This is a genomic window from Lapillicoccus sp., assembly GCF_036559105.1.
Lineage (GTDB): Bacteria > Actinomycetota > Actinomycetes > Actinomycetales > Dermatophilaceae > Lapillicoccus.
In genome coordinates this window covers 45,221-68,499 of record NZ_DATBTV010000021.1, presented here as the reverse complement: position 1 = coordinate 68,499, position 23,279 = coordinate 45,221, and the positions used below count along the sequence as shown (strand labels likewise).

The window sequence follows — 23,279 nt, the reverse complement described above, 5'->3', positions numbered from 1 at the left end:
GGCCCGCGGCTGGAACGAGTTCTGGCTGGCCTGGATCGCTGTGGACATCGTCGGCGTGCCGCTGCTGGTCCACTCCGGCTACATCCCCACGGCGGTCCTGTACGCCTTCTACTCCGTGTTCGTCATCTATGGGTTCGTCGCCTGGGTGCGGGCCACCCGCACGGAGCGGCCGGACCGGGAACCGGAGGAGGCCGCCGCCTCCGCCTGATCCGGGGTCAGGACACGGGAAAACACGTAGTGCGGACGCGGGACATCACGAAGGCCGTGACGGCGACGAGGACGATGACGGTGGCGGGGGCGGCCGGCAGGAGCACCACGTCCGTGCCCGACAGCGCGGCGTCGACCGCGAGAACGACGGCGAGACCGGCCAGCCAGAGGAGGACGGACGTCGCGGCCAGGGCCTGTGCCGTGCTGCCTTGCAGCACCACCTCCCACGAGCGGGCGGCATACGCCGGAAGGTACGCGGGTCAGAGCAAGAGTCGACCGGACAAAGAGGACACGCCACCGTTAAACCCCGCGAATTGAGGGATTCCCTCGACAACGCGGCCCGTACGCGCCTCGACGGGAGGTCAGCCGGTCGGAGCGGTCGGCGGACCCCCGTACGCTTGAGGGTCGTGAAGACCTTCGACCAGCTGTACGCCGAGCTCGGCGAGAGGGCCGCGACCCGTCCCGACGGTTCGGGGACCGTCGCGGCCCTCGACGCGGGCGTGCACGCGATCGGGAAGAAGATCGTCGAGGAGGCCGCCGAGGTCTGGATGGCGGCGGAGTACGAGTCGCAGGACCGGACCGCCGAGGAGATCAGCCAGCTGCTCTACCACCTGCAGGTGCTCATGCATGCCCGCGGCATCGCCCTCGCCGACGTCTACTCCCACCTGTAACTCGGCAAAGGAAGACCCCTCATGCTGCGCATCGCCGTCCCCAACAAGGGATCCCTCTCCGAGTCGGCCGTGGACATGCTCCGCGAGGCGGGCTACGCCGTCCGCCGCGACCCCAAGGAGCTCGTCGTCGCCGACCCCGACAACGACGCCGAGTTCTTCTACCTGCGCCCGCGCGACATCGCCATCTACGTCGGCTCGGGCACCGTCGACGCCGGGGTCACCGGGCGCGACCTGCTCCTCGACAGCTCCAGCAGCGCGGTCGAGGAGATGACGCTCGGGTTCGGGCGGTCGACCTTCCGGTATGCGGCCCGGCCCGGCGACGCGCAGAGCGTCGCGGAGGTCGAGGGGAAGCGGGTGGCGACCAGCTACCCGGGCCTGGTCGAGAAGGACCTCGCCGAGCACGGCGTCCGGGCGGCGGTCGTGCGCCTGGACGGCGCGGTCGAGACGGCGATCACCCTGGGCGTCGCCGACGTCATCGCGGACGTTGTCGAGACCGGGGCGACGTTGCGCAGCCAGGGCCTCGCGATCTTCGGGGAGCCGATCCTGCACAGTGAGGCGGTCCTCATCCGCCGCGTCGGCGTCGGCGAGGAGGCCGACGACTCGGCGTTCGAGGTGCTGCGCCGTCGGCTGCTGGGCGTCGTGACAGCACGCAACTACGTGATGCTGGACTACGACGTCCCGGCCAACCTCGTGGACGAGGCTTGCCGGATCACCCCGGGGCTGGAGTCGCCGACCGTCTCGCACCTGCAGGACCGCAGCTGGTGCGCCGTCCGCGCGATGGTGCCGCGCAGCATGACGAACCGGGTCATGGACGAGCTCTACGACCTCGGCGCCCGGGCCATCCTCGTCACCGACATCGCGGCCTGCCGGCTCTGAGCCGGCCCGTCGCCAACCAGGACAGGGTTCTCGTGGTCGTCAGCGACGAGGCGTTGCGGCCGTTCCGCAGCCGGCGGGGCCGGCTCGTGGCGACCGTCATGGCGGTGGTGTCGCTGCTCGTCTTCGGCGGCATCGCCGTCCTGCTGCCCACGAACGCGGGGCTGACCACCTGGCAGCCGGCCGACCGCCTTCTCGTCGCCGGTCTCGGGGTCCTCATCGCCCTCGCCTGCTGGCGGTACGCGACGATCCGGGCCGTCCCGAGCCTGGACGGGCTGGTCATCCGCAACCTCGTCGTCACCCGGACGCTCACCTGGGCGCAGGTCGTCGACGTGGAGTTCGGTGGGGGAGAGCCGTGGGTGACGCTCGAGCTCGACGACACGGACACGGTCGCCGTCATGGCGATCCAGCGGGCCGACGGGGTCGCCGCGATGAGTGAGGCCCAGCGACTGGCCGGGCTGGTCCGGGACCTCGGCGAGGCGCACCAGGGCTAGGCGGTCTCGATGGTCGTCGTCACCGAGGTCACCGAGGGCGTGCGAGGCGTGGACGAGAACCCGAACCGGCACGGCGGGTCGACCGGCGCCAGCGACCCCAGCGGCGCTCCGTCGAACACCCCCGAGGCCGAGATGACCAGCCGCAGGTCGGTGGCCCCGTACCACTCCTGCCGCCCCTCGCGTGCGACGCCACGGGTGCGCACGCCGTCCATGACCCGCGCCGCCACCGGGTCGACGAGGGTCGCCCAGCGCGTGCTCGTGGCCAGGCGCGACGGCAGGGCACGGAGCAGCCAGCCGAGCCCGGACCGCCGCCCGAACCCGAGGCGCAGCGACAGCGACGGGCTGGACACCGCCCAGGTCCCGTCGGCCTCGGCCACCGAGACCGGCTCGACCCGGACCTCGTCGAAGACGTAGGTCGCCTCGATGACGTCACGCACCGCCTGGGACGGCGCGAGGAGGACCCGGTGGCCGTCCGGCCGCTCGACCATGACGTCGGCGAACCGGCCCAGCGGGGTATGCGCCCAGCTGCCGACCACCAGCCGGGTGCCGGAGGTCGTGCCGACGCCGGCGATCCGGCCCTGGTACCGCTCGCGGACCGGGGTCCCGGCGGTCACGAGGTGGGCTCGGGAAGTCCCGCGCGCTGGAGCGCGTGCCCGACGACGTCGGCCATCGCCGCGTACCCGCGGTCGTTGGGGTGGAACGAGTCCCGCGCGAGCAGCCCCCGCCACGAGCGAGGTCCCTCGCTGCGCATGTCGGCCACGGCGACGCGTCCGGACACCGCTCGGTCGCGAAGGAGGCTGTCGATGCGACGGGCCTCGCGGTGCGGGTTGGGCAGGTTCATGACGACGGCGCCGTCGGGCAGCCGGTCGAGCATCGCAGCGAACCGGTCCGCGAGGCCGCTCCGGTGCCGAGGGGACACGACGTCGTTGGACCCGATGACCACGGTCACGAGGGCGGCCGGACCGGTGGACCGCACCGCAGCGCCGAGGGCCGGCAGCTGCGCCTCGAGGACGTCGTCGACGCGGGCCCCGGTGACCGAGAGGTTGAGCAGCCGGTGGTCCCAGCCGCCGGCCCGCAGCCGCTCGGACAGCTGACCGACCCAGCCCCGGTCATATGCGGACGCGCCGATGCCCTGCGTCATCGAGTCACCGAGGGCGACCCAGAGTGGGCCGGTCGCGGTGAGCGCGGCGCGGTTCGCGAGGCGCCACGCCGCCGCGTACGGCTCGGTCTGCGCCTGGACCTCGCGGATCCCGGGAAAGACCCGGCCGAGCACCTGCACAACCGGCCCGGGCGGGCGAGGTCCGAGGTCGGCGAGAGCGTCGTCGATGATCACGTGGCCCCGGTCGTCGCGCCGACCTCGGCGCCGACCTTGGCCAGTCCCGGCCGCAGCGCCGCGCAGATGACCAGCTGGGGCAGCATGAGGGCGGCGAGGACGATCCACACCACCTCGAAGCCGCCGGTCGCGTCGCGCAGCGCGCCCATGACCAGGGGGCCGACGGAGGCGATGCCGTAGCCGACGAGGAAGCCCATCGCGCTCAGGCCGCCGCTCGCGTGGGGCGTCGCGGCGAACCGGACGAGGAGCACCAGGGCCAGGGCGAACGCGCTGCCCTGCCCGAACCCGATGAGCGCCGCCCAGAACCAGGGCGCGGCGGTCGGCGCGACACCGATGCCGACCAGGCCGAGGGCCGCGGCGATGGTCGCGGGGACCAAAAGCAGCCGCAGGTCCCGGACCCGGTCGCTGAGCACCGGCATCAGCAGCCCGGCGACGATCTGGACCGCGGTGAACGCCGACAGCAGGTACCCCGCGTCGTCGGCCTCCCAACCGAGCTGGACGTAGGAGGGCGCCATCCAGGCGAGGGTCGAGTAGAAGGCGAAGGACTGGGTGGCGAGGTATGCGGCGATGAGCCAGGCGGTCGCACTGCGCCAGGGCAGCGCCGAACCGATCGACTGCGCGGTGACCTGGACGCGGTGGCGCCAGACAACGAGTGCGAGGGGCGCCCAGGCGACGAGGCCGAGGACGCCGAGCAGCGACCACGCGGCGAGCGACTGCTCCCAGGAGCCCAGGGCGGTGGCGAGCGGGTCGGACAGGCCGGCGCCGATGGTCGCGCCGAGCATGATGGCCAACATGTAGACGCCGGTGATGAGGCCCACCCGTTCGGGCGGGAACAGCGTCTTCACCAGCCGCGGCAGCAGGGTGCCGACGACGGCGATGCCGATCCCGACCACGAGCGTCGCGGTGTAGAGGACCAGGACGTTGGACCCGGCCAGCCGCATGGCCGAGCCGATGGTCAGCAGCACCGTCGCCGCCATCACCACGGGTGCGGAACCCCAGATCGTGCTGGCCCAGTGCGCCACGGGCGCGAAGACCCCCATGCAGAGCACCGGCAGCAGGGTCAGGACCCCGAGCCAGGCGTTGCTGAGGTGCAGCTCCGCCTCGATCTGCGGGACGAGCGGCGGGACACCGGCGATCGCCGGTCGCAGGTTCGCGGCCACGGCCACCAGCGCCACGATGAGCACCCAGGACGGAGGCAGCCACGGGAAGGCGCCGGCGCTCGTCCGCGTCGTCGACGCCGACGACGCGGCGCGTTCGGGAACCGTGCTCGACATGGCCCCGCCAGTGTCACACGCCGGCGACCGGGAGGGTCAGGTGGTCAGCCGTTCTGCCGGTAGGCCTCGGCCAGCAGCGGCTCGAGCCACGCGACGGCGTCGGGCTCGGTGTCGCCCGGCAGCTGGACCCAGTGCGTGGCCTGGGCGAAGCCCCTGGCCGGCGCGATCCGGGGGTCGTCGGGCACCGAGCCGCGGTACCGAAGCCCGACACGCAGCGTCCCGCGTGGACCCGGCGCGACCGCCGCGAACTGGCTCCTACGGACGACCGGGATGTAGCTGCTGCGGCCGTGGGCCTCGGCGTCGTCGCCCTGGGCGAGGGCCAGCTCGACGACCGCATCGTGGAGTGGGCGCAGCGGCGCCTTGGCCCCCGAGAAGAGCTGGTCCGCATACCCCTCGGTGGACGGGCGCTCCCAACCGGCGGCCTCGGCGGCGGCGAACGCGATGGCCCACTGCGAGTTCTGGGGGACGCCGTGGACGTCCTTGAGCCAGCGGCGGACGGCCTTCTGGTCCAGCAGGTCCAGGCCGGAGGTCTGGACCACCTCGACCCAGCTCTCGAGCGTGCGGCCGGTGCGCTCGGCCATCGAGTCGGTGACCGCGGCCATCATGTCCTGGGGCTCCATGTCTCCCTTCTACTCCGGCGGGTATGCCGCGAGGAAGACGCGCACGCACTCGGCGGCGTGGCGCCGCTGTTCGGCCCGGTTGAGCCGAACCGCGTCGCCGAGCAGCATCACCTCGTTGAGGGGGCCGCCCATGACCAGCCAGTTGAACATCGTGGCGGCCTCCGTCGCATCGGGCACGTTGAGGAGTCCCCGGTCGGCGAAGCTCCGGACCGTCGCGGCGAGCGACTCGATGGCCCGGGCGGGTCCGCTGTCGTAGAGGGCGCGGGCGAGGTCCGGGAACCGGGCCACCTCACCGATGACCAGTCGCCGCAGGGCCAAGATCCTCGGCGTGAGGACGACCGCCATCTGTCGCTCCGCGTACTCCCGGAGGTACGGCCCTGGGTCGTCGGTCGCGGCTGCGGCGGCCGGGTCGCTCGGGTGGACCTCGTCGCCCGCGGTCGTCGTCATCGCGGACACCAGGGCCACGAACAGGGTCTCCTTGCTGCCGAAGTGGGCATAGACCGTCTGCTTCGACACCCCGGACCGCGCAGCGACCTCGTCCATCGACGTCCCCAGGTACCCCTTCGCGAGGAAGACCTGCTCCGCAGCGACGAGGATCGCCGCGCGCTTGCGCAGCGATCGGGGGGCCGCGTCGTCGGCCGTGTCGCTCGGGGGGGTCGGGGGGGTCGGGGGGGTCTGGGCGGTCTGGGCGGTCTGGGCGGTCGTGGTGGTCGGGGCGGTCCTGGTAGACGGAGCGGGCATGGCGGACCCCTGGGGTTGACGGGCTGTACTAGTCAGTCTAGTTTGATCCAAATGGACTGGACAGTCCAGTTCAATATGGAGGTGCGAGGGATGTCCGAGCTCTTGACGACCGCCATGGGCGACAGCGTGGCCTACGACCAGCGCGGCAGCGGACCGGCGGTGGTCTTCGTCGCGGGCGCCGGGCCGCACCGCGCGGTCGACCCCTGGACGACCGAGACCGCTGAGCGGGCGGCTGCCGTCGGGCTTACGACGGTGGTCTACGACCGGTTGGGCCGCGGCGAGAGCCCGGCGGAGGGCCGACTCGGGCTGGACCGCGAGCTGGCCGTGCTCGCCGGCCTCATCGAGCGAGTCGGCGGCCGGGCCGTGCTCTGCGGCCACTCGTCGGGCAGCTGGATCTCGGCGTACGCGGCGACGCACGACCCCCGCGTGGCCGGGCTGATGCTCTGGGAAGCGCCGCTCGGGGCTCCAGACGGGTCCACGGCCGAATGGATCGGGGACTACGAGCGCCTGGTGGACGCCGATGACTTCGACGGCGCGTTGGCCACCTATATGCGCTACATGCCGCCAGAGTGGCTCGAAGGCGCCCGGCGCAGCCCGAACTACGCCGAGACGCTTGCGGGAGTGCCGAGCATGCGGGCGGACGGCGAGGCGATGGTCTGGTCGTCGTCCGCCTCGATGGCCGAGCTGCTGGCGAGGCTCGCCGACGCGGCCCTGCCGATCGAGGTCACCTACGGGGAGCAGACCTACCCCGAGATGCTCGTCTCGGCGGACGCCATCTGCGCGGCCGTGCCGAACGCAGTCCAGCGGGCGTTGCCCGGCGCGAACCACATGTGGGTGCCCGAGGCGATGGCGGCTGAGCTGGCCACCTTCGTCGAGGCGGCCATGGCGCCGGAGCGGGCCTAGAGGGCGGTGGTGTCGAGGACGACGTCGGCGCGGTCGCGGGTCCGGTCGGCCGCGAAGAGGGCCTCCTCCTGGCGGGCCCAGCGCTCCCAGTGCGGCCGGTAGCCTTCGCCGTCGCGGTCGATGCCTCGTGCGAACCGCACCGCGCGGTCGGCCTCGACCCACACGCTTACCGCGGCGTAGTCACCGGCCGGCAGCACGCTCGAGCCGACGCCCTCGAGGACCAGCAGGGGCGACGGGGTCACGGGGACGCGGCGGCTGCTCCAGCGTTGCCGGACCCAGTCCCACCGCCGGTATGCGGCGGGCCGGCGGACGGCGAGGGGCTCGAGGACCTGCGTGGTCACGAGAGGGACGGCGTCGGCCAGGCCGTCCCAGCCGGGGTAGATGTCATCCATGTGGACCACGGGTGCGTCGAGGGCGGCCCCGATCGCGGCACCGAGGGTGGACTTGCCCGACCCGCTCGGACCGTCGACCGCGATCAGCCGGACCGGGCCGCAGCGGGGCTCCCGGACGCCGGCCAGCCGGACCGCCTCCGCGACGGAGGCAGCGGGGTCCCGGGTGGCGAGAGGCACGCGGGGAGGGTAGCGGGGGCTGGGTACCGTGACGCCATGAGCGTCGCCACTCGCGTCATCGCGTGCCTCGACGTGGACGCCGGCCGCGTGGTCAAGGGCGTCAACTTCGAGAACCTCCGCGACGCCGGCGACCCGGTCGAGCTGGCCATGGTCTACGACGGCCAGGGCGTCGACGAGCTGACCTTCCTCGACGTGACGGCGAGCAGCGGTGACCGGCAGACGACGTACGACGTGGTGACCCGCACGGCGGAGCAGGTGTTCATCCCGCTGACCGTGGGCGGCGGGGTCCGCTCGGTGGCCGACGTGGACCGGCTGCTGCGGGCCGGTGCCGACAAGGTGGGCGTCAACACGGCGGCGATCGCGCGGCCGGAGCTGGTGGCGGAGATCGCCGACCGGTTCGGGTCGCAGGTCCTCGTGCTGTCGGCCGATGTGCGGCGACGGCGTGGGGACGACGGGTGGCCGACCGGTGACTTCGTCATGACCACGCACGGCGGCCGGACGGCGGTCGACCTCGATGCGGTCGAGTGGTGCGCGCGGGCGGCGGAGCTCGGCGCGGGGGAGATCCTGCTCAACTCGATGGACGCCGACGGGACGCGGGACGGGTTCGACCTGGAGCTGATCCGGTTGGTACGAGAGGCGGTTCACGTGCCGATCGTCGCCAGCGGGGGAGCGGGGAAGGCCGACGACTTCGCGCCGGCGGTGGCCGCCGGCGCGGACGCCGTCCTGGCGGCGAGCGTCTTCCACTTCGGCGACCTGACCGTGAGCGAGGTCAAGGCGGCGATGCGCGAGGCGGGTGTGACCGTCCGCTGACGCCGGCACTCACGCAGACCGGCGTTGTGTCGAGCGAGCTAGGACAGTCCGAGCCGCGCCGCCTCCATCTCGGCGACGGCCTCCGGCGGGCCGTCGAGCTCGACCTCTGCCACCCGCGCGCGACCCGCCGCGTACATGACCAGCTCGCCCGGGCGACCGCGCAGGACGGCGGTGCCGTTGTCGGTAGGTTTCCTGGCGGCGTACCGGCCGTGGCCCTCTGCGACGAGGACGACGCCGACGGGCACCTGGCGGAAGTACAGGCGGGAGCCGCGCTTGAGCATGTCCCAGAGGAAGCGCTCGTGTCCGACGTCGAGCCGGCGCCGCTCGAACCCCGGCGTCCCGCGCAGCAGGTCCTCGTGGTGGATGAAGAACTCGCCGCCGTTGACGACCTCGTCCACGCGGGCGATGCGGGCCGCCGACCAGCCGGGGGGTCCCTCTCGGACCCGCTCGACGAGCTCGACGAAGTCGGTCGCTGCGAGTTTGCGCATCGCGTCGTCGAGTCGTCCGCGCAGTGCCGAAAAGTACTGCCCCGCGCTGAGATCCGGTCGCGAGTCCCGGATCGCAAGGTGGGCCGCGAGGTCACGAGCCAGCCACGGGTCGTCGATCGTGGGGGCGTCGGGGCCGAGGCGCAGGAACGAGTCGCTGATCGCGGACCGCTCCTGCTGCGCGTAGGAGGTCATCCGGCCATCCTGTCAAAGGCCCCTGCCGGAGCCGCATCGGGCGTCCTCCTACGCTGGCCGGATGCTCGAGCCGGTCCGCCCCGACGCCTCGCGGCACGGCGAGTGGCTGGCGATGGCCGAGGAGTTCGGCCGCGACCGGATCGACGGCGGCGCCATGGGTTCGCAGACCGTCGACGAGCTGCGCGACCCCGAGGTGTTCCGCGCCTGGGTCGACATGTTGCTCGACCACGAGCGCGGCTCGCGGGTACCGGCGGACCTGGTCGCCAGCACCACCCGGTGGGTCGCCGTCGACGGCCGGCTCGTCGGGTTCCTCTCGGTCCGGCACGAGCTGAACGGCTATCTGCTGGAGCTCGGGGGCCACATCGGCTACGCGATCCGGCCGCTCGAGCGTGGCCAGGGGTATGCGACCGCCGCCACCGCGCTCGCCCTGGAGGAGTGCCGCCGCCTCGGCATCGACCGGGTCCTGATCACCTGCGACGACACCAACGTCGCGTCCGCCTCGGTCATCGAGCGCAACGGCGGGGTCATGGAGGACATTCGCGGCGGCAAGCGCCGTTACTGGGTCGACCTGCCCTGACGACCCCGGTGACCGTCATCTCCGACCGCCGGCGCCTGCGCGGAGGGTTGTGGCCCTCGGAAGGGCCAGAACCCTCCGCTCTCATCCGTCGAGCGCCCCGCTGGGTCCGCGCGAGGCAGGGAGCGAGCTGGGGGCCGTCCCGAGCGCCGTCGCCGTCACGGCACCCATACCGAGTGGTCGTGCGCGAGGACCACCATCCTCGGGTCCAGCTCCAGGATCCGGGCCACCCACGCCCCCCGCGGCTCCGGGAGCGGCGGAGGGTGCCCGTCGCGGTGCGCCCGCAGCGCCATCACGTCCGCCGCATACGCCGTCGTCGTGTCATGGCTCTGGCCCGCGACGACGACCGACCCGTCGGCCAGCCGGACGACGAACGACTGGTGCCCGTCGGTGTGCCCGGGGGTCGGCACCACGAGGACCCCCGGCACGATCTCGGCCTCGCCGTCGAGCTCGACGAAGTCCGACCCGTCGAGCAGCTCGGGAAGCGTGTAGTCCTCGGTGGTCCGCGCCGCGGCGAGCTCGGTGCGCTGGACGAACACCGGCAGCCCGCCCAGCGCGGGGTTCCCCCCGCAGTGGTCGAAGTGGAGGTGGCAGTTCGCCACGTGGGTCACGTCGTTCGGCCGCATCGCCAGCGGTGCCAACGCCTCCGGGAGCGAGCGCCGCCGGGGCCGGTAGTGGGCGTCGACCTCGGGATGCGAGCCCATCCCCGTGTCGACGAGCAGCACCGCGTCGCCGGCCCGGACGACGTAGCCGAGCAACGGCTCGACCCGGGGCGCGCCGGTCTCGGCCTCCGTCGACGGCCGGACGAAGTAGCCGAAGTCGACCCGTTGGACGACGCCGTGGGCCAGGTCGAGAGCATCCTGGACGTCGGTCACGGGGTCATGCTCCCTCGGCGCGGTAGGTACGGCGGTAGGCCAGCGGTGGCATACCGACCGCCGCCGTGAGGTGTTGCCGGAGCGAGGCCGCCGTCCCGAACCCGGACCGTTCCGCCACCCGGTCCACGGGGAGGTCCGTGGTCTCGAGCAGGTGCCGCGCGTGGTCGACGCGGACCCGCAGCAGCCACGTCCCAGCGGTCTCGCCGGTCTCCTCGCGGAAGCGGCGGGTGAACGTCCGCACGCTCATCCCCACCCGGGCCGCCAGCGAGGTGAGGCTCACCGGCTCGTCCAGGTGGTCCAGCACCCAGGACCGCGCCGGGCCGGTGCCCTCGTCGCCGGCCTCGGGGACCGGCCGCTCGATGAACTGCGCCTGTCCGCCCGCCCGCCACGGCGCCACGACCGCACCGCGGGCGACCCGGTTGGCCGTGTCCGAACCGAGGTCGCGCCGCAGGATGTGCAGCAGCAGGTCGATCCCCGCCGCGTTGCCGGCCGAGGTGAGGATGTCGCCGTTGTCGATGTAGAGGACGTCCTCGTTGAGCAGGACGCGGGGGAACAGCCGCCGGAAGTGCTCGGCGTGCGCCCAGTGCGTCGTCGCCTCCAGCCCGTCGAGCAGCCCGGCGCCGGCCAGGACGAAGGCGCCGGTGCAGATCGACACCCACCGCACCCCCGGTCGCGCCGTCGCGAGCAGTGCGGCGACGTCGGCCGGGAGGGCGCCGTCCCCGCCCGCATACCGGTCCACGATGCCCGGGATGACGATGGTGTCGGCGGTCGCCAGCACGGTGTTCGGGTGGGTCGGGGTGACCTGGTACCCCGCGGACGTCGTGACCGGGCCGTCGTCGACGGTGACGGTGAGCACCTCGTACGCCGGGGCGCGGCTCGGGGTGTAGGCGCCGGCTCCGGTCCAGGCCGGGTCGATCGAGCTCGCCGCGAAGAAGCGGTGGGGCAGACCGAGCTCGAACGCCACCACGCTCGGGAGCGCGAACACCACGACGCGGTGCGGGGGCGGGTCACCGGTGACCAGGCGGGTGACCGTCGCTCCTGAGGTCATGGCCGGATCTTTGCACATCCTGTCCTTCGAGCCACTTCTGTTCGCTGCGGGCGGTCCGACAGAGTGGGGTCGTGACGACGACCGACGCCTCACTGGAGGAGCTGGGCCGGCCCGGCGGGCGGCCGCGCCCGACGCCGCGGATCCACCCGGCGTGGTGGGTCGCCCTCGTCGCTTTCCTCACCGCGATCGGCGCGGCCGGGTTCCGGTCGACGCCGGGCGTGCTCATCACCCCGCTTCACGAGGAGTTCGGCTGGCCGGTCGGGTTGATCGGGCTCGCCGTCTCGGTGAACCTCGTGCTGTTCGGTCTGACGGCGCCGTTCTCCGCGGCGCTGATGGAGCGGTTCGGGATCCGGCGGGTCGTGGCCTGCGCGCTGGTCCTCGTCAGTGTCGGGTCGATCCTGCCGATCTGGATGACGGCGTCGTGGCAGCTCATCCTCTGCTGGGGCCTGCTCGTGGGGCTGGGCACCGGGGCGATGTCGATGTCGCTGGTGGCGGTCGTCACCGCGCGCTGGTTCGTGGCGAGACGTGGCCTGGTCAGCGGCGTGCTGACCGCGGCCGGGGCGACCGGGCAGCTGTTGTTCCTGCCGTTCCTCGCGTGGCTGGCCGAGAACCACGGGTGGCGCTCTGCGGCGATCGCGACGGCGACCGGTGCCCTGCTCGTCGTCCCGCTGGTGCTGTGGCGGTTCCACGACCACCCGCGCGACCTCGGCCTCACCGCCTACGGAGCGCCGGCCGACGAGCGGGTGAGCATCAAGGCGCCGCTCCCCTACAACCCGGCGCGGATGGCCGTGGACGGGCTGCGGATCGCCGGCCGACGGGGCGTGTTCTGGCTGCTCGTCGGGTCGTTCGCGGTCTGCGGCGCCTCCACCAACGGGCTGGTCGGGACCCACTTCATCCCCGCCGCGCACGACCACGGGATGCCGCAGACCACGGCCGCGTCGCTGCTCGCAGTGGTCGGGATCTTCGACATCGTCGGGACGATCTTCTCGGGGTGGCTCACCGACCGGTACGACCCGCGGTTCCTCCTGGCGATGTACTACACGCTGCGCGGCGCCTCGCTGTTCCTGCTGCCGTCGCTGTTCGGCGACGAGGTCCACGTCAGCATGCTGGCGTTCATCCTGTTCTACGGCCTCGACTGGGTCGCGACCGTCCCGCCGACGATGGCGTTGTGCCGCAACGCCTTCGGAGAGCGCGGGCCGGTCGTGTTCGGGTGGGTCTTCTCGGCGCACCAGATGGGTGCCGCGGCCGCCGCGTTCGGGGCGGGCGTCGTGCACGACCAGCTGGGGACCTACGACCTGGCCTGGTACGTCGCCGGCGCCCTGTGCGTCGTGGCCGCGTCGTTCTGCGTGGCGATCCGCTACCGGCACACCCCGGCCACCACCCCCGCCGACACCCGCGCCGACATCCCCGCCGACATCCCCGCCGACATCCCCGCCGAGCCCTAGCGCACCCCCTTCACTCCACCACCATCGCCGGCGAGCGGCAGACCCAGACCCTCGGCATCGTCCTGGCCACGCCGGCACCTCGGCTGCCGCTGTTCCTGGGCCGGTCGCTGCCCGTCGTCGTCAACGGGTGGCTGGTCTCGCTGTTCACCCTGGTCGTCGGCAGCCTGATCCTCGGCGTCACCATTCCGTGGTCGTCGTGGGGTCCGCTCGCGGTGACCCTCGCCGTCGGCGCGGCGTCGTGCACCGGCCTCGGCCTGGTCGCCGCCGCCATCGGGCTGCGCGTCCGGGAGACGGCGGTGCTGGGCAACATGGTGTTCGGGGTGCTGTTGCTGTTCAGCGGCGGCCAACGTCGCCGTCAGCGCGCTGCCACCGTGGATGGCCGCGGTCTCGCCGTGGCTGCCGCTCAGCCACACATCGCGGCCGCTCGCGAGATCGTGGCGGGGGCGAGCCTCGGCGACGTGGGTGGCCTGCTGCTGCGAGAGGCCGGCGACGGCCCCCTGTACGCGGCGGTAGGCCTCGTCGCGATCCGCTGGCTCGAGGCGTCCAGCCGCCGGACGGCCAGTCTTGGGCGCCTGTAGCGAAACCGGGTGAGGTCCTGTCGGGGGCGCATGAGAAGGTAGGAAGTCGTCCGCCCAGTGCCCGACGCATCCGTCGCCCTGTTGCTCGTCGGTATGCCGGTAGGCCGCTCAGTGTCGAGAGCGCGGACGTTCGTCCGTCCACCCCACCCCCCGACAAGGGAGCTCTGCGTTGTCGACCCTCGGCCCGGTCGCGTCCACCGCCACCCTGCGTGCGGGGTGGCGGGTCATCGGTCATGGGGTCCGCGAGGAGAAGGGCTGGGTCGCCCTGGCCATCGCCGGGGCCACCGTCTACGGGATCATGACCGTCGGGACGGCCTGGGTGATCGGGCGGATCGTCCACGACACCGTCGCCCCGGCGATCGCGGCGCAGTCCATCGCGACCCCCGACCTGGTCCGGGCGGCGCTGATCCTCGTGGCGGTGGTCCTCGTCAACGTCGTCGGCATCGTCGTGCGCCGGGTCGCCGCCGGTGTCGCCGTCTACAACCTCGGCGCCACCTACCGGCGCCGCGTCACCCGCCAGTACCTGCGCCTCCCGCTCGCCTGGCACCACCGGCACCCTTCCGGCCAGCTGCTGTCCAACGCGAACTCCGACGTCGAGTCGACGTGGAACGTCTTCCAGCCGCTGCCGATGGCGTTCGGCGTGGTCGTCATGCTCGTCTTCGCCGCCGTCCAGATGGTGCTCGTCGACCCGTTCCTCGCCGCGATCGGGCTGACCGTCTTCCCGATGCTCCTCGTGGTGAACCTGCTGTTCCAGCGCGCCATGTCCCCGAAGGTGACGCGCGTCCAGCAGATGCGCGCCGAGGTCTCCGAGGTCGCGCACGAGAGCTTCGAGGCGGCGCTGGTCGTCAAGAGCCTCGGCCGCGAGGACCAGGAGGCCGAGCGGTTCACCGCGGTCACCCAGGAGCTGCGCGACGCCAACATCAGCGTCGGACGCAGCCGCGGCGTCTTCGACCCGGCCATCGAGGCCATCCCCACCATCGGCACGCTCGCGGTCATCGCCGTCGGGGCCTGGCGGATCGGCACGGGACACATCACCGCGGCCGAGGTCGTCCAGATCGCCTACCTCTTCTCGATCCTCGCCTTCCCCGTCCGGGCCCTCGGCTGGGTCCTCGCCGAGATGCCCCGCTCGGTCGTGGGCTGGGACCGCGTCCACGGGGTCCTCAACGCCACCGGGTCGATGACCTACGGCACCGCCGCCGTTCCTGACCAGGGCGCGGGCACCGTTCAGGCGCAGAACGTGTCCTACGCCTACGAGGTCGACCTCGAGCACGGCGGCACCGAGCGCAACCCCGCCCTCAGCGGCGTGACCCTCGACATCCCCGCCGGCGGCACCACGGCCGTGGTCGGCCCGACCGGGTCCGGCAAGTCGACGTTGACCAACCTCGTCGTACGCCTCGTCGACCCCGACTCCGGCGAGGTCCGCCTCGACGGGGTCGACCTGCGTGAGGTCCGCCGCGGCGGCGTTCCCGAGGCGGCCGCCCTGGTGTCGCAGCAGACCTTCATGTTCGACGACACCGTCCGCGGCAACGTCACCCTCGGCACCGAGCGCACCGACGACGAGGTCTGGGCCGCCCTGCGGGTCGCCCAGGGCCACGGGTTCGTCGGCAAGCTGCCGAACGGCTTGGACACTCGCGTCGGCGAGCGCGGCACCAGCCTCTCCGGCGGCCAGCGTCAGCGGGTCGCCCTGGCCCGCGCGGTGATCCGCAGGCCCCAGCTCCTCGTCCTCGACGACGCGACCTCGGCGGTCGACCCGGCCGTCGAGCAGCAGATCCTCGCCGCGCTCCGGCAGGCCAGCAGCGGGACGACCGTGCTCGTCGTCGCCTACCGGATGGCCACCATCACCCTCGCCGACGACATCGTCTACCTCGAGGAGGGACGCGTCGTCGACCACGGCACCCACGACGAGCTGCTCGGCCGCTGCGACGGGTACCAGCGCCTCGTCACGGCCTACGCGCGGGAGGCCGCCGAGCGCGCTGCGGTCGCCGCCGACGAAGAGCGGGCGACCGTGGGGGCCGACCGATGAGTATGCGTTCCGCCCCGCCGGTCGACCACACCGGCATCGAGTCGGGCCAGGGCCGCTCCACCTGGCAGACCCTCAAGCGCGGCGTCGAGCTGTCGCCGGAGATCCGGCGTGGCATCGGGGTCACCATCGCGCTGGCGGTCCTGTCGACGGTGGGCAAGCTGCTCGTCCCGTTCGTGGTCCAGCGCACCACCGACGAGGGCATCCTCGCCCCGGGGGGTCCCGACGCCGGGATCGTGCTGCGCTACGTGCTCCTCGCCGTCGTCGGGGTCGCGGTCACCGCGCTGTGCTCGTACTTCGTCAACGTCCGGCTGTTCACGGCGTCGGAGAACGGGCTCTCGTCCCTGCGCATCAAGGCGTTCCGGCACATCCACGACCTGTCGGTGCTCACCCAGAACACCGAGCGCCGCGGCTCGCTCGTCTCGCGGGTCACTTCGGACGTCGACACCATCTCGATGTTCGTCCAGTTCGGCGGCCTCATGTTCATGGTCAACATCGCGCAGCTGTTGCTCGCGACGGTGCTCATGGTCATCTACAGCCCGCCGCTCGCGGGCGTGGTCTGGGCCTGCTACGTCCCGCTGTTCTTCATCATCAAGCAGTTCCAGGGCATCGTCGGCCGGGCCTACACGGCGGTTCGTGAGCGGGTCGGCGACATGCTCGCGGCCATCTCCGAGGCGGTCGTCGGGGCGGCGACCATCCGCGCGTACGGCGTCGAGGACCGCACTGCCGAGCGGATCGACACGGCCGTCGAGGCCCACCGGCGCTCCGCGGTCCGGGCGCAGACCCGGGCGGTCATGGCGTTCACGACCGGCCAGCTGGTGTCCGGGCTCACCACCGCCGTGGTCATCGTCGTCGGCACCCTGCTCGCCGTGAACGGGTCGCTCACGCTGGGCGAGCTGCTCGCCTTTCTCTTCCTCGTCAACCTCTTCACCACCCCGGTCCAGCAGGCCACCGAGATCCTCAACGAGATGCAGAACGCCGTCGCCGGCTGGCGGCGCGTCATCGGGATCATCGACACCCACGCCGACGTGTCCGACCCGGGGGAGTCAGGCGTCGAGCTGCCGCGGGGGCCGATCACGGTCGGGTTCGACGACGTCTCGTTCGCCTACCCCGGCGGCGACACGGTGCTCCACGACGTGTCGCTGCGGATCGCCCCGCGGTCCCGGGTGGCGATCGTGGGAGAGACCGGTTCGGGCAAGTCGACGTTGGCCAAGCTGCTCACCCGGCTGATGGACCCGTCCAGCGGCGAGGTCACCATCGACGGTGTCGACCTGCGGCGGGTCCGGTTCGGCTCGCTGCGAAACCGGGTGGTCCTCGTGCCGCAGGAGGGGTTCCTCTTCGACGCGTCGCTGCTGGAGAACATCCGGTTCGGCGCCCCGGAGGCGACCGAGGACGACGTGCGGCTCACCGTGACCGAGCTGGGCCTCGACCCGTGGCTGGCCACCCTGCCGCAGGGGCTGGCCACCGACGTCGGCCAGCGGGGCGAGTCACTGTCGGCGGGGGAGCGGCAGCTGGTGGCGCTGGCCCGGGCCTACCTCGCCGACCCCGACCTGCTGGTTCTCGACGAGGCGACGTCCGCCGTCGACCCCAGCACCGAGGTCCGGATCCAGCGGGCGCTCGACAGCCTGACCCGCGGCCGGACCTCGATCGCCATCGCGCACCGGCTGTCGACGGCGCAGGCCGCCGACGAGGTGATCGTCGTCGACGGCGGCCGGGTGGTCGAGCGGGGACCGCACCGTGACCTCGTCGACGCCGGCGGCGTCTACTCGACCCTGCACGCCTCCTGGGTGTCCCAGCAGCAGGGCGACTGACGGCACCCGACCGGAGCACGTCCTGCCAGGGGTCGGCGACGGCGCGCGCAGGATCGGGACGCGATGCGCAGGGTGCATCCTGCGCGCGCCGTCCCGAACCTGCGCACCTCGTGTCGGGCCCCTGCCCGAACCCGGCTGACACAATTCGCCGCGTGAGCACCGACACGGAGCCGACCGTCGTCGCAGACCCGTCCGAGGACGACCGGACCGCCTCGGGGCTTGCGGCCGCGGCGTGAGGAAGCGCGTCGCCGTCGCCCTGGCTGGGTCGGCTCTCCTTCTCGCCGCGTGCAGCACATCGGGCGTCCCGGCGCCGGAGACCGTCGCGGCGACGACGAGCTCGGTCCCGTCGAGCAGCACGTCGACCAGCGCGTCGACCAGCACGACGTCGAGCACGCCGCCGACCAGCCCGAGCTCCACCACCCCGAGCGCGACCTCTGCATCACCGACGACCACCCCGACCTCCCCCGAGGACCCGGTCGACCCGCGCTGGCGGTTCTTCACCACGGACCGCACCCGCTACACGTCGGCGTGGTTCGCCGGTGTGCACCGGGTGATGATCGGGTTCGGGTGCACCCCCGCCCCCTACTACGCGCACGACCCCCGGTGCCCGGGAAGCCAGGGTTTCCACCACGGGATCGACGTGGTCATGCCGTGTGGCACGCCGCTCACCTCCGCCGTCGACGGGGTCGTCGCCCCGGCGAGCGGACCGGGGAAGCCGGACGCCGCGTACGGTGCGTACGCGTTCCGGATCCGGGTCGCGGCCGCCGGGGTCGACATCCTCATCGGCCACGTGCGGACGGTCTACGTCCAGCCGGGGCAGGCCGTCGCTCGCGGACAGCGCATCGCCCTGTCCGCCGACGAAGGAGCGCCGGACGGCTGCCACCTCCATTTCGAGGTGCGCTCGGTCGCCGGCGGACTGTCCACCGCCCGCGACCCGCTGCCGCTGCTCGGGCTGCACCCGGTCAGATGACGACGCCCTGGATGCGTCGGCCCGGTCATTCGGCAGAATGACGGGGTGACGCAGAACGCCAGGTCCGGGCCGGTCGACCGGCCGCTCGACGGGCAGCTCGACGGCCAGCTCGACCCGGAGGTCGCCGCCCTGCTCAAGCGGGACGCAGCCGGACTCGTCGCCGCGGTGGTCCAGCAGCACGACACCGGCGAGGTGCTCATGGTCGGCTGGATGAACGACGAGGCGCTCACCCGGACCCTCACGAGCGGCCGGGTCACGTTCTGGTCGCGCAGCCGGCGGGAGCTGTGGCGCAAGGGCGACACCTCCGGGCACCTCCAGTACGTGCACTCCGTCGCCCTCGACTGCGACGGCGACGCCCTCCTCGTCCGGGTCGACCAGGTCGGCCCGGCCTGCCACACCGGGGCGCGGTCCTGCTTCGACAGCCACCCCCTGGACGCCGTGACCGGCGGTCCCGGTGGCTGACGACCTCAGCGCGGACCTCACGGCGGGTCTCACCGCGGATCTCACCGCGGATCTCACGGCGGATCTCACCGCGGACCTCACCTGGGGCCGGACCTGGCCACGGCTGGCCCTGTTCATGGAGCTGGCCCGCGAGCGGCGGGTCATCCCGGTGGTCCGCCGGCTGCTCGCCGACGCCGAGACCCCGCTCAGCCTCTACCGCAAGCTGGCCCGCGACGAGCCCGGGACGTTCCTCCTCGAGTCGGCCGAGCACGGCGGCGTCTGGTCTCGGTACTCGATCGTCGGGGCCCGCAGCCACGCCACTTTGACCGAGAAGGACGGCGAGGCCTACTGGATCGGCGAGCCCCCGGCCGGGGTCCCGACCAGCGGCGATCCCACCCTCGCCCTGGACGCGACGCTGACCGCGCTCGCCACCGCGCGGATCGACGGGTTGCCGCCGCTGACCGGCGGCATGGTCGGAGCCATCACCTACGACGCGGTCCGGCGCTGGGAGAAGGTCCCCGACACCGGTCGCGACGCGCTTGACCTGCCCGAGATCGGGATGCTCTTCGCCACCGACCTCGCCGTCCTCGACCACACGGACGGCTCCCTGCTCCTCGTCGCCAACGCGGTCAACTACGACGCCACCGACGATCGTGTGGAGTGGGCGTGGGCCGACGCGGTCGACCGGCTCGACCGGATGACCGCACAGCTGGCCGAACCCGCCGACAGCACCGTCGCCGTCATCGAGCCGACTCCCGCCGACGTGACGAGCTCGCATACCCAGGAGCAGTTCCACGACATGGTCGAGCGGAGCAAGGAGGCGATTCGGGCCGGCGAGGCGTTCCAGATCGTCGTCTCGCAACGGTTCTCACTCCCCTGCCCGGCGCCGGCGCTCGACGTCTACCGCGCGCTGCGGGCGAGCAACCCGAGCCCGTACATGTACTTCATCCGCCTGCCGCACCCGGACGGCAGCGCCTACGACATCGTCGGCTCCAGCCCCGAGGCGCTGGTCAAGGTCACCGGCCGTCGTGTCATCACCCACCCGATCGCGGGGTCGCGGCCGCGCGGCAAGACCCCCGAGGACGACGTCCGCCTGGCCGAGGAGCTGCTGGCCGACGAGAAGGAGCGCGCCGAGCACCTCATGCTCGTCGACCTGTCGCGCAACGACCTCCAACGGGTATGCCACGCCGGCACCGTCGACACGGTCGAGTTCATGACGACGCGTCGCTACAGCCACATCATGCATCTCGAGTCGACGGTGGTCGGCGACCTGCGCCCGGGCCGCACCGCCTACGACGCTCTGGTCGCGACCTTCCCGGCCGGCACGCTGAGCGGCGCGCCGAAGCCGCGCGCCATGGCGCTCATCGACGAGTACGAGGGTCTGCGGCGCGGGGTCTACGGGGGAGTCGTCGGCTATCTCGACTTCGCGGGGGACCTCGACACGGCCATCGCCATCCGCACGGCGGTCATCAAGGACGGGGTGGCCCACGTGCAGGCGGGCGCGGGGATCGTCGCCGACTCGGTACCGCAGCTCGAGTTCGAGGAGACCCAGCACAAGGCGGCGGCGGTCATCCGCGCGGTCCAGGCCGCGCGAGGTATGCGTGCGCCGGTCGCGCACGGTGCCGAGGCCGACGCCTCGGTGTGGGTGTCGTGACGTCACGGCTGACGAGCAAGCGGGTGGTCTCGGCGGCGGTGGCCGTTCCGGATCTGGTCCTGCTCCTCGCGACGACCCGCACGTGGATCACCGGTCGCTCCGCCGAGCCGCTGCTCGGCGGGGGTGCCGTGTCGGCCACCGGTTCGCAGGTGGCTCCCGGTGTCGTCGCCCTCGCCCTCGTCTGCCTGGTCGCCCTGGTCACGATGCTGACCGGGGGTCCGGTGGTCCGGCGGGTGTCCTCGGTGGTGCTGGTCCTCGCGGCCGCCGGTTCCGTGGCCCTGACCGTGGCGCCCCTCGCGGACCCGGAGCAGGCCCTCGGCCGCGTCGCCGCGGCGGGACTGGGCCGGACCGGTGTGGTCCGCACGACGGCGGAGGTGTCGGGGTGGGCGTGGACCGCCCTGGTCGCCGGCGTCGTCCTCTTCCTCGCGTCCCTCCTCGCGGCCGTCGCCGCCGGCCGGTGGTCGGGGCTGTCCAGCCGGTTCGAGGTCCCGGTCGACGACAGCGGAGACGCGCCGCCCGCGGACGAACGGCGACCGACCCCGGACGCGACCGACCGCGGCGCGCACCGCACGGCGTGGGACGAGCTGAGCGACGGCCGCGACCCGACCCTGGACGAGGCGGACCGGGCGGACCAGTCGGACCGGGCGGACCGGGCGGACCGGGCGGACCGGGCGGACCAGGCGGACCGGGCGGACCAGGCGGACCCTCGTCCCCCGTCGACGGCGACGGAGTCGAACCCCGACCACACCGCCGAGCGCCTGGGTCACTCCCCGAGCGACACGTGACCTGACACACTGGCCCCACTCGCCACCGCAGCGCCTGACGAAGGAAGGACGCCTTGACTATGACGCAGCCCACCTCCGGAGTCGAGCACAGCGGCGAGGAGCACGACAGCGAGGGCCACAGCGTCGCCGCCTGGACCGCGGTGGGGATCATCCTGCTCGGCGCGTTGGTCATGGCGCTGGCCGTCGTGTTCCCGTCGGCGCTGTGGTTCGTCGTCGGCGCCGTGGTCGTCGTCCTCGGGGCGATCACCGGCAAGGTGCTCGCCATGGCGGGGTACGGCGGCAAGAAGAGCACCTACGAGGCGACCCACCGCGCCGAGCTGCCCGGTCGCGGCCAGGTCGACAGCGGCACCCAGTAGCCGCCGCTTCCGGGTCGAGGCGCCCGCACGCCACGCGGACCGCCGTCCCGCGAGGCGCTCCCCGAAGGGACCCCGCTCGCACTATCGTCGTGGTGTCGCGTCCCAGGGGGCGCTGAACCAGACGAAGCACGCAACGAACCGCACGTCCAGAGAGAGGCTCGACCATGTCGTATGGAACCCCGCCCCCCGGCGACGATCGACCCGACCCGACGAGCAACCCCGAGCAGCCGGCCGAGGGATACGGGTCCCCGCCGCCGCCCCCGCCGCAGTACGGCGAGGCCCAGCCACCGCCCGCGGCTCCGCAGCCCGGGTACGGCCAGGCTCCGCCCCCGCCGCCCGCCACCGGGGGCTATGCGGCGCCGCCGCCCGCCGACGCCGGGTACGCGCCGCCTCCTCCGCCGCCCGCCTACGGCGAGCAGGGCTATGGTGCGGCTCCGGCCTACACCGGCCCCTACGAGCAGGGGGCGTCGGTCGGCACCTTGGCCCTGTGGCCGCAGCGCGCGCTCGGCGGGTTGATCGACTTCTTCGCGCTGGCCATCCCTGGCTACATCCTCTACTGGCTAGGGGCGCCGAAGACGACGATCGTCGGCAACAGCATCGTGCAGAGCAGCCCGGGGTTCCTCTACTACCTGGGCGGCGTGTACATCCTCGCGCTCTGGATCTACAACCGCTGGTACCGCGGCGGGACGACCGGCTACACCATCGGCCGCGGGGTGGCCGGCAACAAGCTGGTCAAGGAGTCGACGGGTGAGACGATCGGCATGGGCATGGCGTTCGTCCGCGACATCGCCCACATCGTCGACAGCATCATCTGCTACGTCGGCTGGCTGTTCCCGCTGTGGGACAACAAGCGCCAGACGATCGCCGACAAGATCATGAGCACCGTCGTCCTCGCCCAGCCGCAGGCGAAGTAGCCGGCGACGGGCACCAGCAGGACGACGCTCGCCGCGTCCGGACCCGCCACGGCGGTCCGGGCGCGGCCTGCTCGCGGGGCCGCGTGGGTCGGCGGACGGGTCGCCCCGTGGGTCGGTGGCGCGATCGCCGTCGGCGCCGCGACCGCCTGGCTGCACCACACGGGCGGGTATGCGGTCGCACCGGCCGGTCTGCTCGGCTGCCCGCTGCACGCGACCACGGGGTTGTGGTGCCCCTTCTGCGGCGGTCTGCGCTGCGTTGCGGCGCTCAGCCACGGCGACCTCGCGGCGGCCGCGTCGTTCAACGTCGTCGTCCTCGTCCTGCTCCCGGTCCTCGCGGTCTGGTGGGCGCTCGGCACGCGCGCCGCGTGGGCCGGCCGACCGCACTCGTGGCCGCGGGTCGGCACCCGTGGGTGGCTCGTCCTCGGCGCGGTCCTGCTGGTCTTCACCGTGTGGCGGAACCTGCCGGCCGTGCCGCTCGCCGGGTTCCTCGCCCCCTGACTCGCCCCCCGACTCGCCACGGGCCCCGTCCAGCCGGATGGGCTGCCGCCGAGTGCGCGGCATCCGGGACGTCGTCCGCCGTCCCGGCGCGCGGCACGTAGCCTTGGGTCGTGCCCGACGTGACCCGCAGCGTGT

Annotated in this window: 28 protein-coding genes; 18 read left to right on the top strand and 10 right to left on the bottom strand. The window is 73.0% G+C overall.

Annotation, left to right across the window (positions count from 1 at the left end; all coding sequences use genetic code 11):
• On the top strand, positions 1-208 hold a 208-nt coding region (locus VIG79_RS03035), incomplete at its 5' end, for a nicotinamide mononucleotide transporter family protein (protein WP_331881964.1).
• Positions 209-215: 7 nt separating this feature from the next.
• Here VIG79_RS03035 and VIG79_RS03030 read toward each other — a convergent pair.
• A complete protein-coding gene (locus VIG79_RS03030; protein ID WP_331881961.1) occupies positions 216-428 on the bottom strand; it encodes a hypothetical protein in 213 nt (70 codons plus the stop codon).
• Positions 429-614: 186 nt separating this feature from the next.
• Here VIG79_RS03030 and VIG79_RS03025 point away from each other — a divergent pair, with 186 nt between their 5' ends.
• From VIG79_RS03025 to VIG79_RS03015, 3 genes are read left to right on the top strand one after another with little or no spacing between them, the layout of a single operon-like run.
• Complete coding sequence (locus VIG79_RS03025; RefSeq protein ID WP_331881959.1) at positions 615-878, top strand: phosphoribosyl-ATP diphosphatase; 264 nt, start codon at positions 615-617, stop codon at positions 876-878.
• 21 nt (positions 879-899) lie between these two features.
• Complete coding sequence (gene hisG, locus VIG79_RS03020) at positions 900-1,754, top strand: ATP phosphoribosyltransferase (RefSeq protein WP_331881956.1); 855 nt, start codon at positions 900-902, stop codon at positions 1,752-1,754.
• Positions 1,755-1,786: 32 nt separating this feature from the next.
• Positions 1,787-2,245 carry a PH domain-containing protein gene (locus tag VIG79_RS03015; RefSeq protein ID WP_331881953.1) on the top strand — a complete coding sequence of 153 codons (459 nt, stop codon included), beginning with the start codon at positions 1,787-1,789 and terminating at the stop codon, positions 2,243-2,245.
• On the opposite strand, the gene VIG79_RS03010 is transcribed toward VIG79_RS03015, so the two are convergent.
• The 5 genes from VIG79_RS03010 to VIG79_RS02990 are packed head-to-tail and all read right to left on the bottom strand — an operon-like array spanning position 2,242 to position 6,213.
• On the bottom strand, positions 2,242-2,859 hold the full coding sequence (locus tag VIG79_RS03010) for a hypothetical protein (RefSeq protein WP_331881950.1): 618 nt from the start codon (positions 2,857-2,859) through the stop codon (positions 2,242-2,244). The two genes, VIG79_RS03015 and VIG79_RS03010, sit on opposite strands and share 4 nt — an antisense overlap.
• Positions 2,856-3,578, bottom strand: coding sequence for an SGNH/GDSL hydrolase family protein (locus VIG79_RS03005; RefSeq protein WP_331881948.1), 723 nt, complete (start codon positions 3,576-3,578; stop codon positions 2,856-2,858). Before VIG79_RS03005 ends, VIG79_RS03010 begins: the two co-directional genes overlap by 4 nt.
• Complete coding sequence (locus VIG79_RS03000) at positions 3,575-4,852, bottom strand: MFS transporter (RefSeq protein WP_331881946.1); 1,278 nt, start codon at positions 4,850-4,852, stop codon at positions 3,575-3,577. The genes VIG79_RS03005 and VIG79_RS03000 overlap by 4 nt, the downstream gene beginning before the upstream one ends.
• A 44-nt stretch (positions 4,853-4,896) precedes the next feature.
• Complete coding sequence (locus VIG79_RS02995) at positions 4,897-5,472, bottom strand: DUF5655 domain-containing protein (protein ID WP_331881944.1); 576 nt, start codon at positions 5,470-5,472, stop codon at positions 4,897-4,899.
• Between the two features lie 9 nt (positions 5,473-5,481).
• Positions 5,482-6,213, bottom strand: a complete 732-nt coding sequence (locus VIG79_RS02990; RefSeq protein WP_331881942.1) for a TetR/AcrR family transcriptional regulator — start codon at positions 6,211-6,213, stop codon at positions 5,482-5,484.
• A gap of 90 nt (positions 6,214-6,303) precedes the next feature.
• Between VIG79_RS02990 and VIG79_RS02985 the strand changes: the two genes are divergently transcribed.
• Positions 6,304-7,116, top strand: coding sequence for an alpha/beta hydrolase (locus tag VIG79_RS02985; protein WP_331881939.1), 813 nt, complete (start codon positions 6,304-6,306; stop codon positions 7,114-7,116).
• On the opposite strand, the gene VIG79_RS02980 is transcribed toward VIG79_RS02985, so the two are convergent.
• Positions 7,113-7,685: a hypothetical protein gene (locus tag VIG79_RS02980; protein ID WP_331881936.1), complete on the bottom strand. Its 573-nt coding sequence runs from the start codon at positions 7,683-7,685 to the stop codon at positions 7,113-7,115. The two genes, VIG79_RS02985 and VIG79_RS02980, sit on opposite strands and share 4 nt — an antisense overlap.
• Positions 7,686-7,721: 36 nt before the next feature.
• Between VIG79_RS02980 and hisF the strand changes: the two genes are divergently transcribed.
• Positions 7,722-8,495, top strand: coding sequence for an imidazole glycerol phosphate synthase subunit HisF (gene hisF / locus VIG79_RS02975; RefSeq protein ID WP_331881933.1), 774 nt, complete (start codon positions 7,722-7,724; stop codon positions 8,493-8,495).
• A gap of 38 nt (positions 8,496-8,533) precedes the next feature.
• Here the strand turns inward: hisF and VIG79_RS02970 are convergent, their stop codons facing one another.
• Positions 8,534-9,175 (bottom strand): TIGR03085 family metal-binding protein, encoded by a 642-nt coding sequence (locus VIG79_RS02970; RefSeq protein WP_331881930.1) that lies wholly within the window; start codon positions 9,173-9,175, stop codon positions 8,534-8,536.
• Positions 9,176-9,236: 61 nt separating this feature from the next.
• Here VIG79_RS02970 and VIG79_RS02965 point away from each other — a divergent pair, with 61 nt between their 5' ends.
• Positions 9,237-9,752 (top strand): GNAT family N-acetyltransferase, encoded by a 516-nt coding sequence (locus VIG79_RS02965; RefSeq protein ID WP_331881927.1) that lies wholly within the window; start codon positions 9,237-9,239, stop codon positions 9,750-9,752.
• 155 nt (positions 9,753-9,907) lie between these two features.
• Here the strand turns inward: VIG79_RS02965 and VIG79_RS02960 are convergent, their stop codons facing one another.
• Together VIG79_RS02960 and VIG79_RS02955 are read right to left on the bottom strand one after the other, a co-directional pair.
• Positions 9,908-10,624 carry an MBL fold metallo-hydrolase gene (locus VIG79_RS02960; protein WP_331881925.1) on the bottom strand — a complete coding sequence of 239 codons (717 nt, stop codon included), beginning with the start codon at positions 10,622-10,624 and terminating at the stop codon, positions 9,908-9,910.
• 4 nt (positions 10,625-10,628) lie between these two features.
• Positions 10,629-11,672, bottom strand: coding sequence for a GlxA family transcriptional regulator (locus VIG79_RS02955; protein ID WP_331881922.1), 1,044 nt, complete (start codon positions 11,670-11,672; stop codon positions 10,629-10,631).
• A 71-nt stretch (positions 11,673-11,743) separates the two neighbouring features.
• Between VIG79_RS02955 and VIG79_RS02950 the strand changes: the two genes are divergently transcribed.
• From VIG79_RS02950 to VIG79_RS02900, 11 genes are all read left to right on the top strand, one after another.
• A complete protein-coding gene (locus VIG79_RS02950; protein ID WP_414672568.1) occupies positions 11,744-13,117 on the top strand; it encodes an MFS transporter in 1,374 nt (457 codons plus the stop codon).
• Complete coding sequence (locus VIG79_RS02945) at positions 13,015-13,695, top strand: ABC transporter permease (RefSeq protein WP_331881978.1); 681 nt, start codon at positions 13,015-13,017, stop codon at positions 13,693-13,695. The genes VIG79_RS02950 and VIG79_RS02945 overlap by 103 nt, the downstream gene beginning before the upstream one ends.
• Positions 13,696-13,864: 169 nt before the next feature.
• Complete coding sequence (locus tag VIG79_RS02940) at positions 13,865-15,718, top strand: ABC transporter ATP-binding protein (RefSeq protein WP_331881919.1); 1,854 nt, start codon at positions 13,865-13,867, stop codon at positions 15,716-15,718.
• Positions 15,715-17,526: an ABC transporter ATP-binding protein gene (locus VIG79_RS02935; protein ID WP_414672567.1), complete on the top strand. Its 1,812-nt coding sequence runs from the start codon at positions 15,715-15,717 to the stop codon at positions 17,524-17,526. Before VIG79_RS02940 ends, VIG79_RS02935 begins: the two co-directional genes overlap by 4 nt.
• 232 nt (positions 17,527-17,758) lie before the next feature.
• On the top strand, positions 17,759-18,496 hold the full coding sequence (locus tag VIG79_RS02930; protein WP_331881916.1) for a M23 family metallopeptidase: 738 nt from the start codon (positions 17,759-17,761) through the stop codon (positions 18,494-18,496).
• Positions 18,497-18,541: 45 nt separating this feature from the next.
• The gene (hisI, locus tag VIG79_RS02925) at positions 18,542-18,958 is read left to right on the top strand and encodes a phosphoribosyl-AMP cyclohydrolase (protein ID WP_331881914.1); all 417 of its coding nucleotides are present in this window, start codon (positions 18,542-18,544) and stop codon (positions 18,956-18,958) included.
• Positions 18,959-19,073: 115 nt separating this feature from the next.
• On the top strand, positions 19,074-20,591 hold the full coding sequence (locus tag VIG79_RS02920) for an anthranilate synthase component I (RefSeq protein ID WP_331881974.1): 1,518 nt from the start codon (positions 19,074-19,076) through the stop codon (positions 20,589-20,591).
• Positions 20,588-21,376 carry a Trp biosynthesis-associated membrane protein gene (locus VIG79_RS02915; RefSeq protein WP_331881912.1) on the top strand — a complete coding sequence of 263 codons (789 nt, stop codon included), beginning with the start codon at positions 20,588-20,590 and terminating at the stop codon, positions 21,374-21,376. Before VIG79_RS02920 ends, VIG79_RS02915 begins: the two co-directional genes overlap by 4 nt.
• Positions 21,377-21,435: 59 nt before the next feature.
• On the top strand, positions 21,436-21,732 hold the full coding sequence (locus VIG79_RS02910; RefSeq protein ID WP_331881909.1) for an HGxxPAAW family protein: 297 nt from the start codon (positions 21,436-21,438) through the stop codon (positions 21,730-21,732).
• A gap of 164 nt (positions 21,733-21,896) precedes the next feature.
• Positions 21,897-22,646, top strand: coding sequence for an RDD family protein (locus tag VIG79_RS02905; protein WP_331881906.1), 750 nt, complete (start codon positions 21,897-21,899; stop codon positions 22,644-22,646).
• A gap of 123 nt (positions 22,647-22,769) precedes the next feature.
• Entirely contained in the window at positions 22,770-23,144 is a 375-nt protein-coding gene (locus VIG79_RS02900) for a DUF2752 domain-containing protein (protein ID WP_331881972.1), read from the top strand.
• The last annotated feature ends 135 nt before the right edge of the window (positions 23,145-23,279 follow it).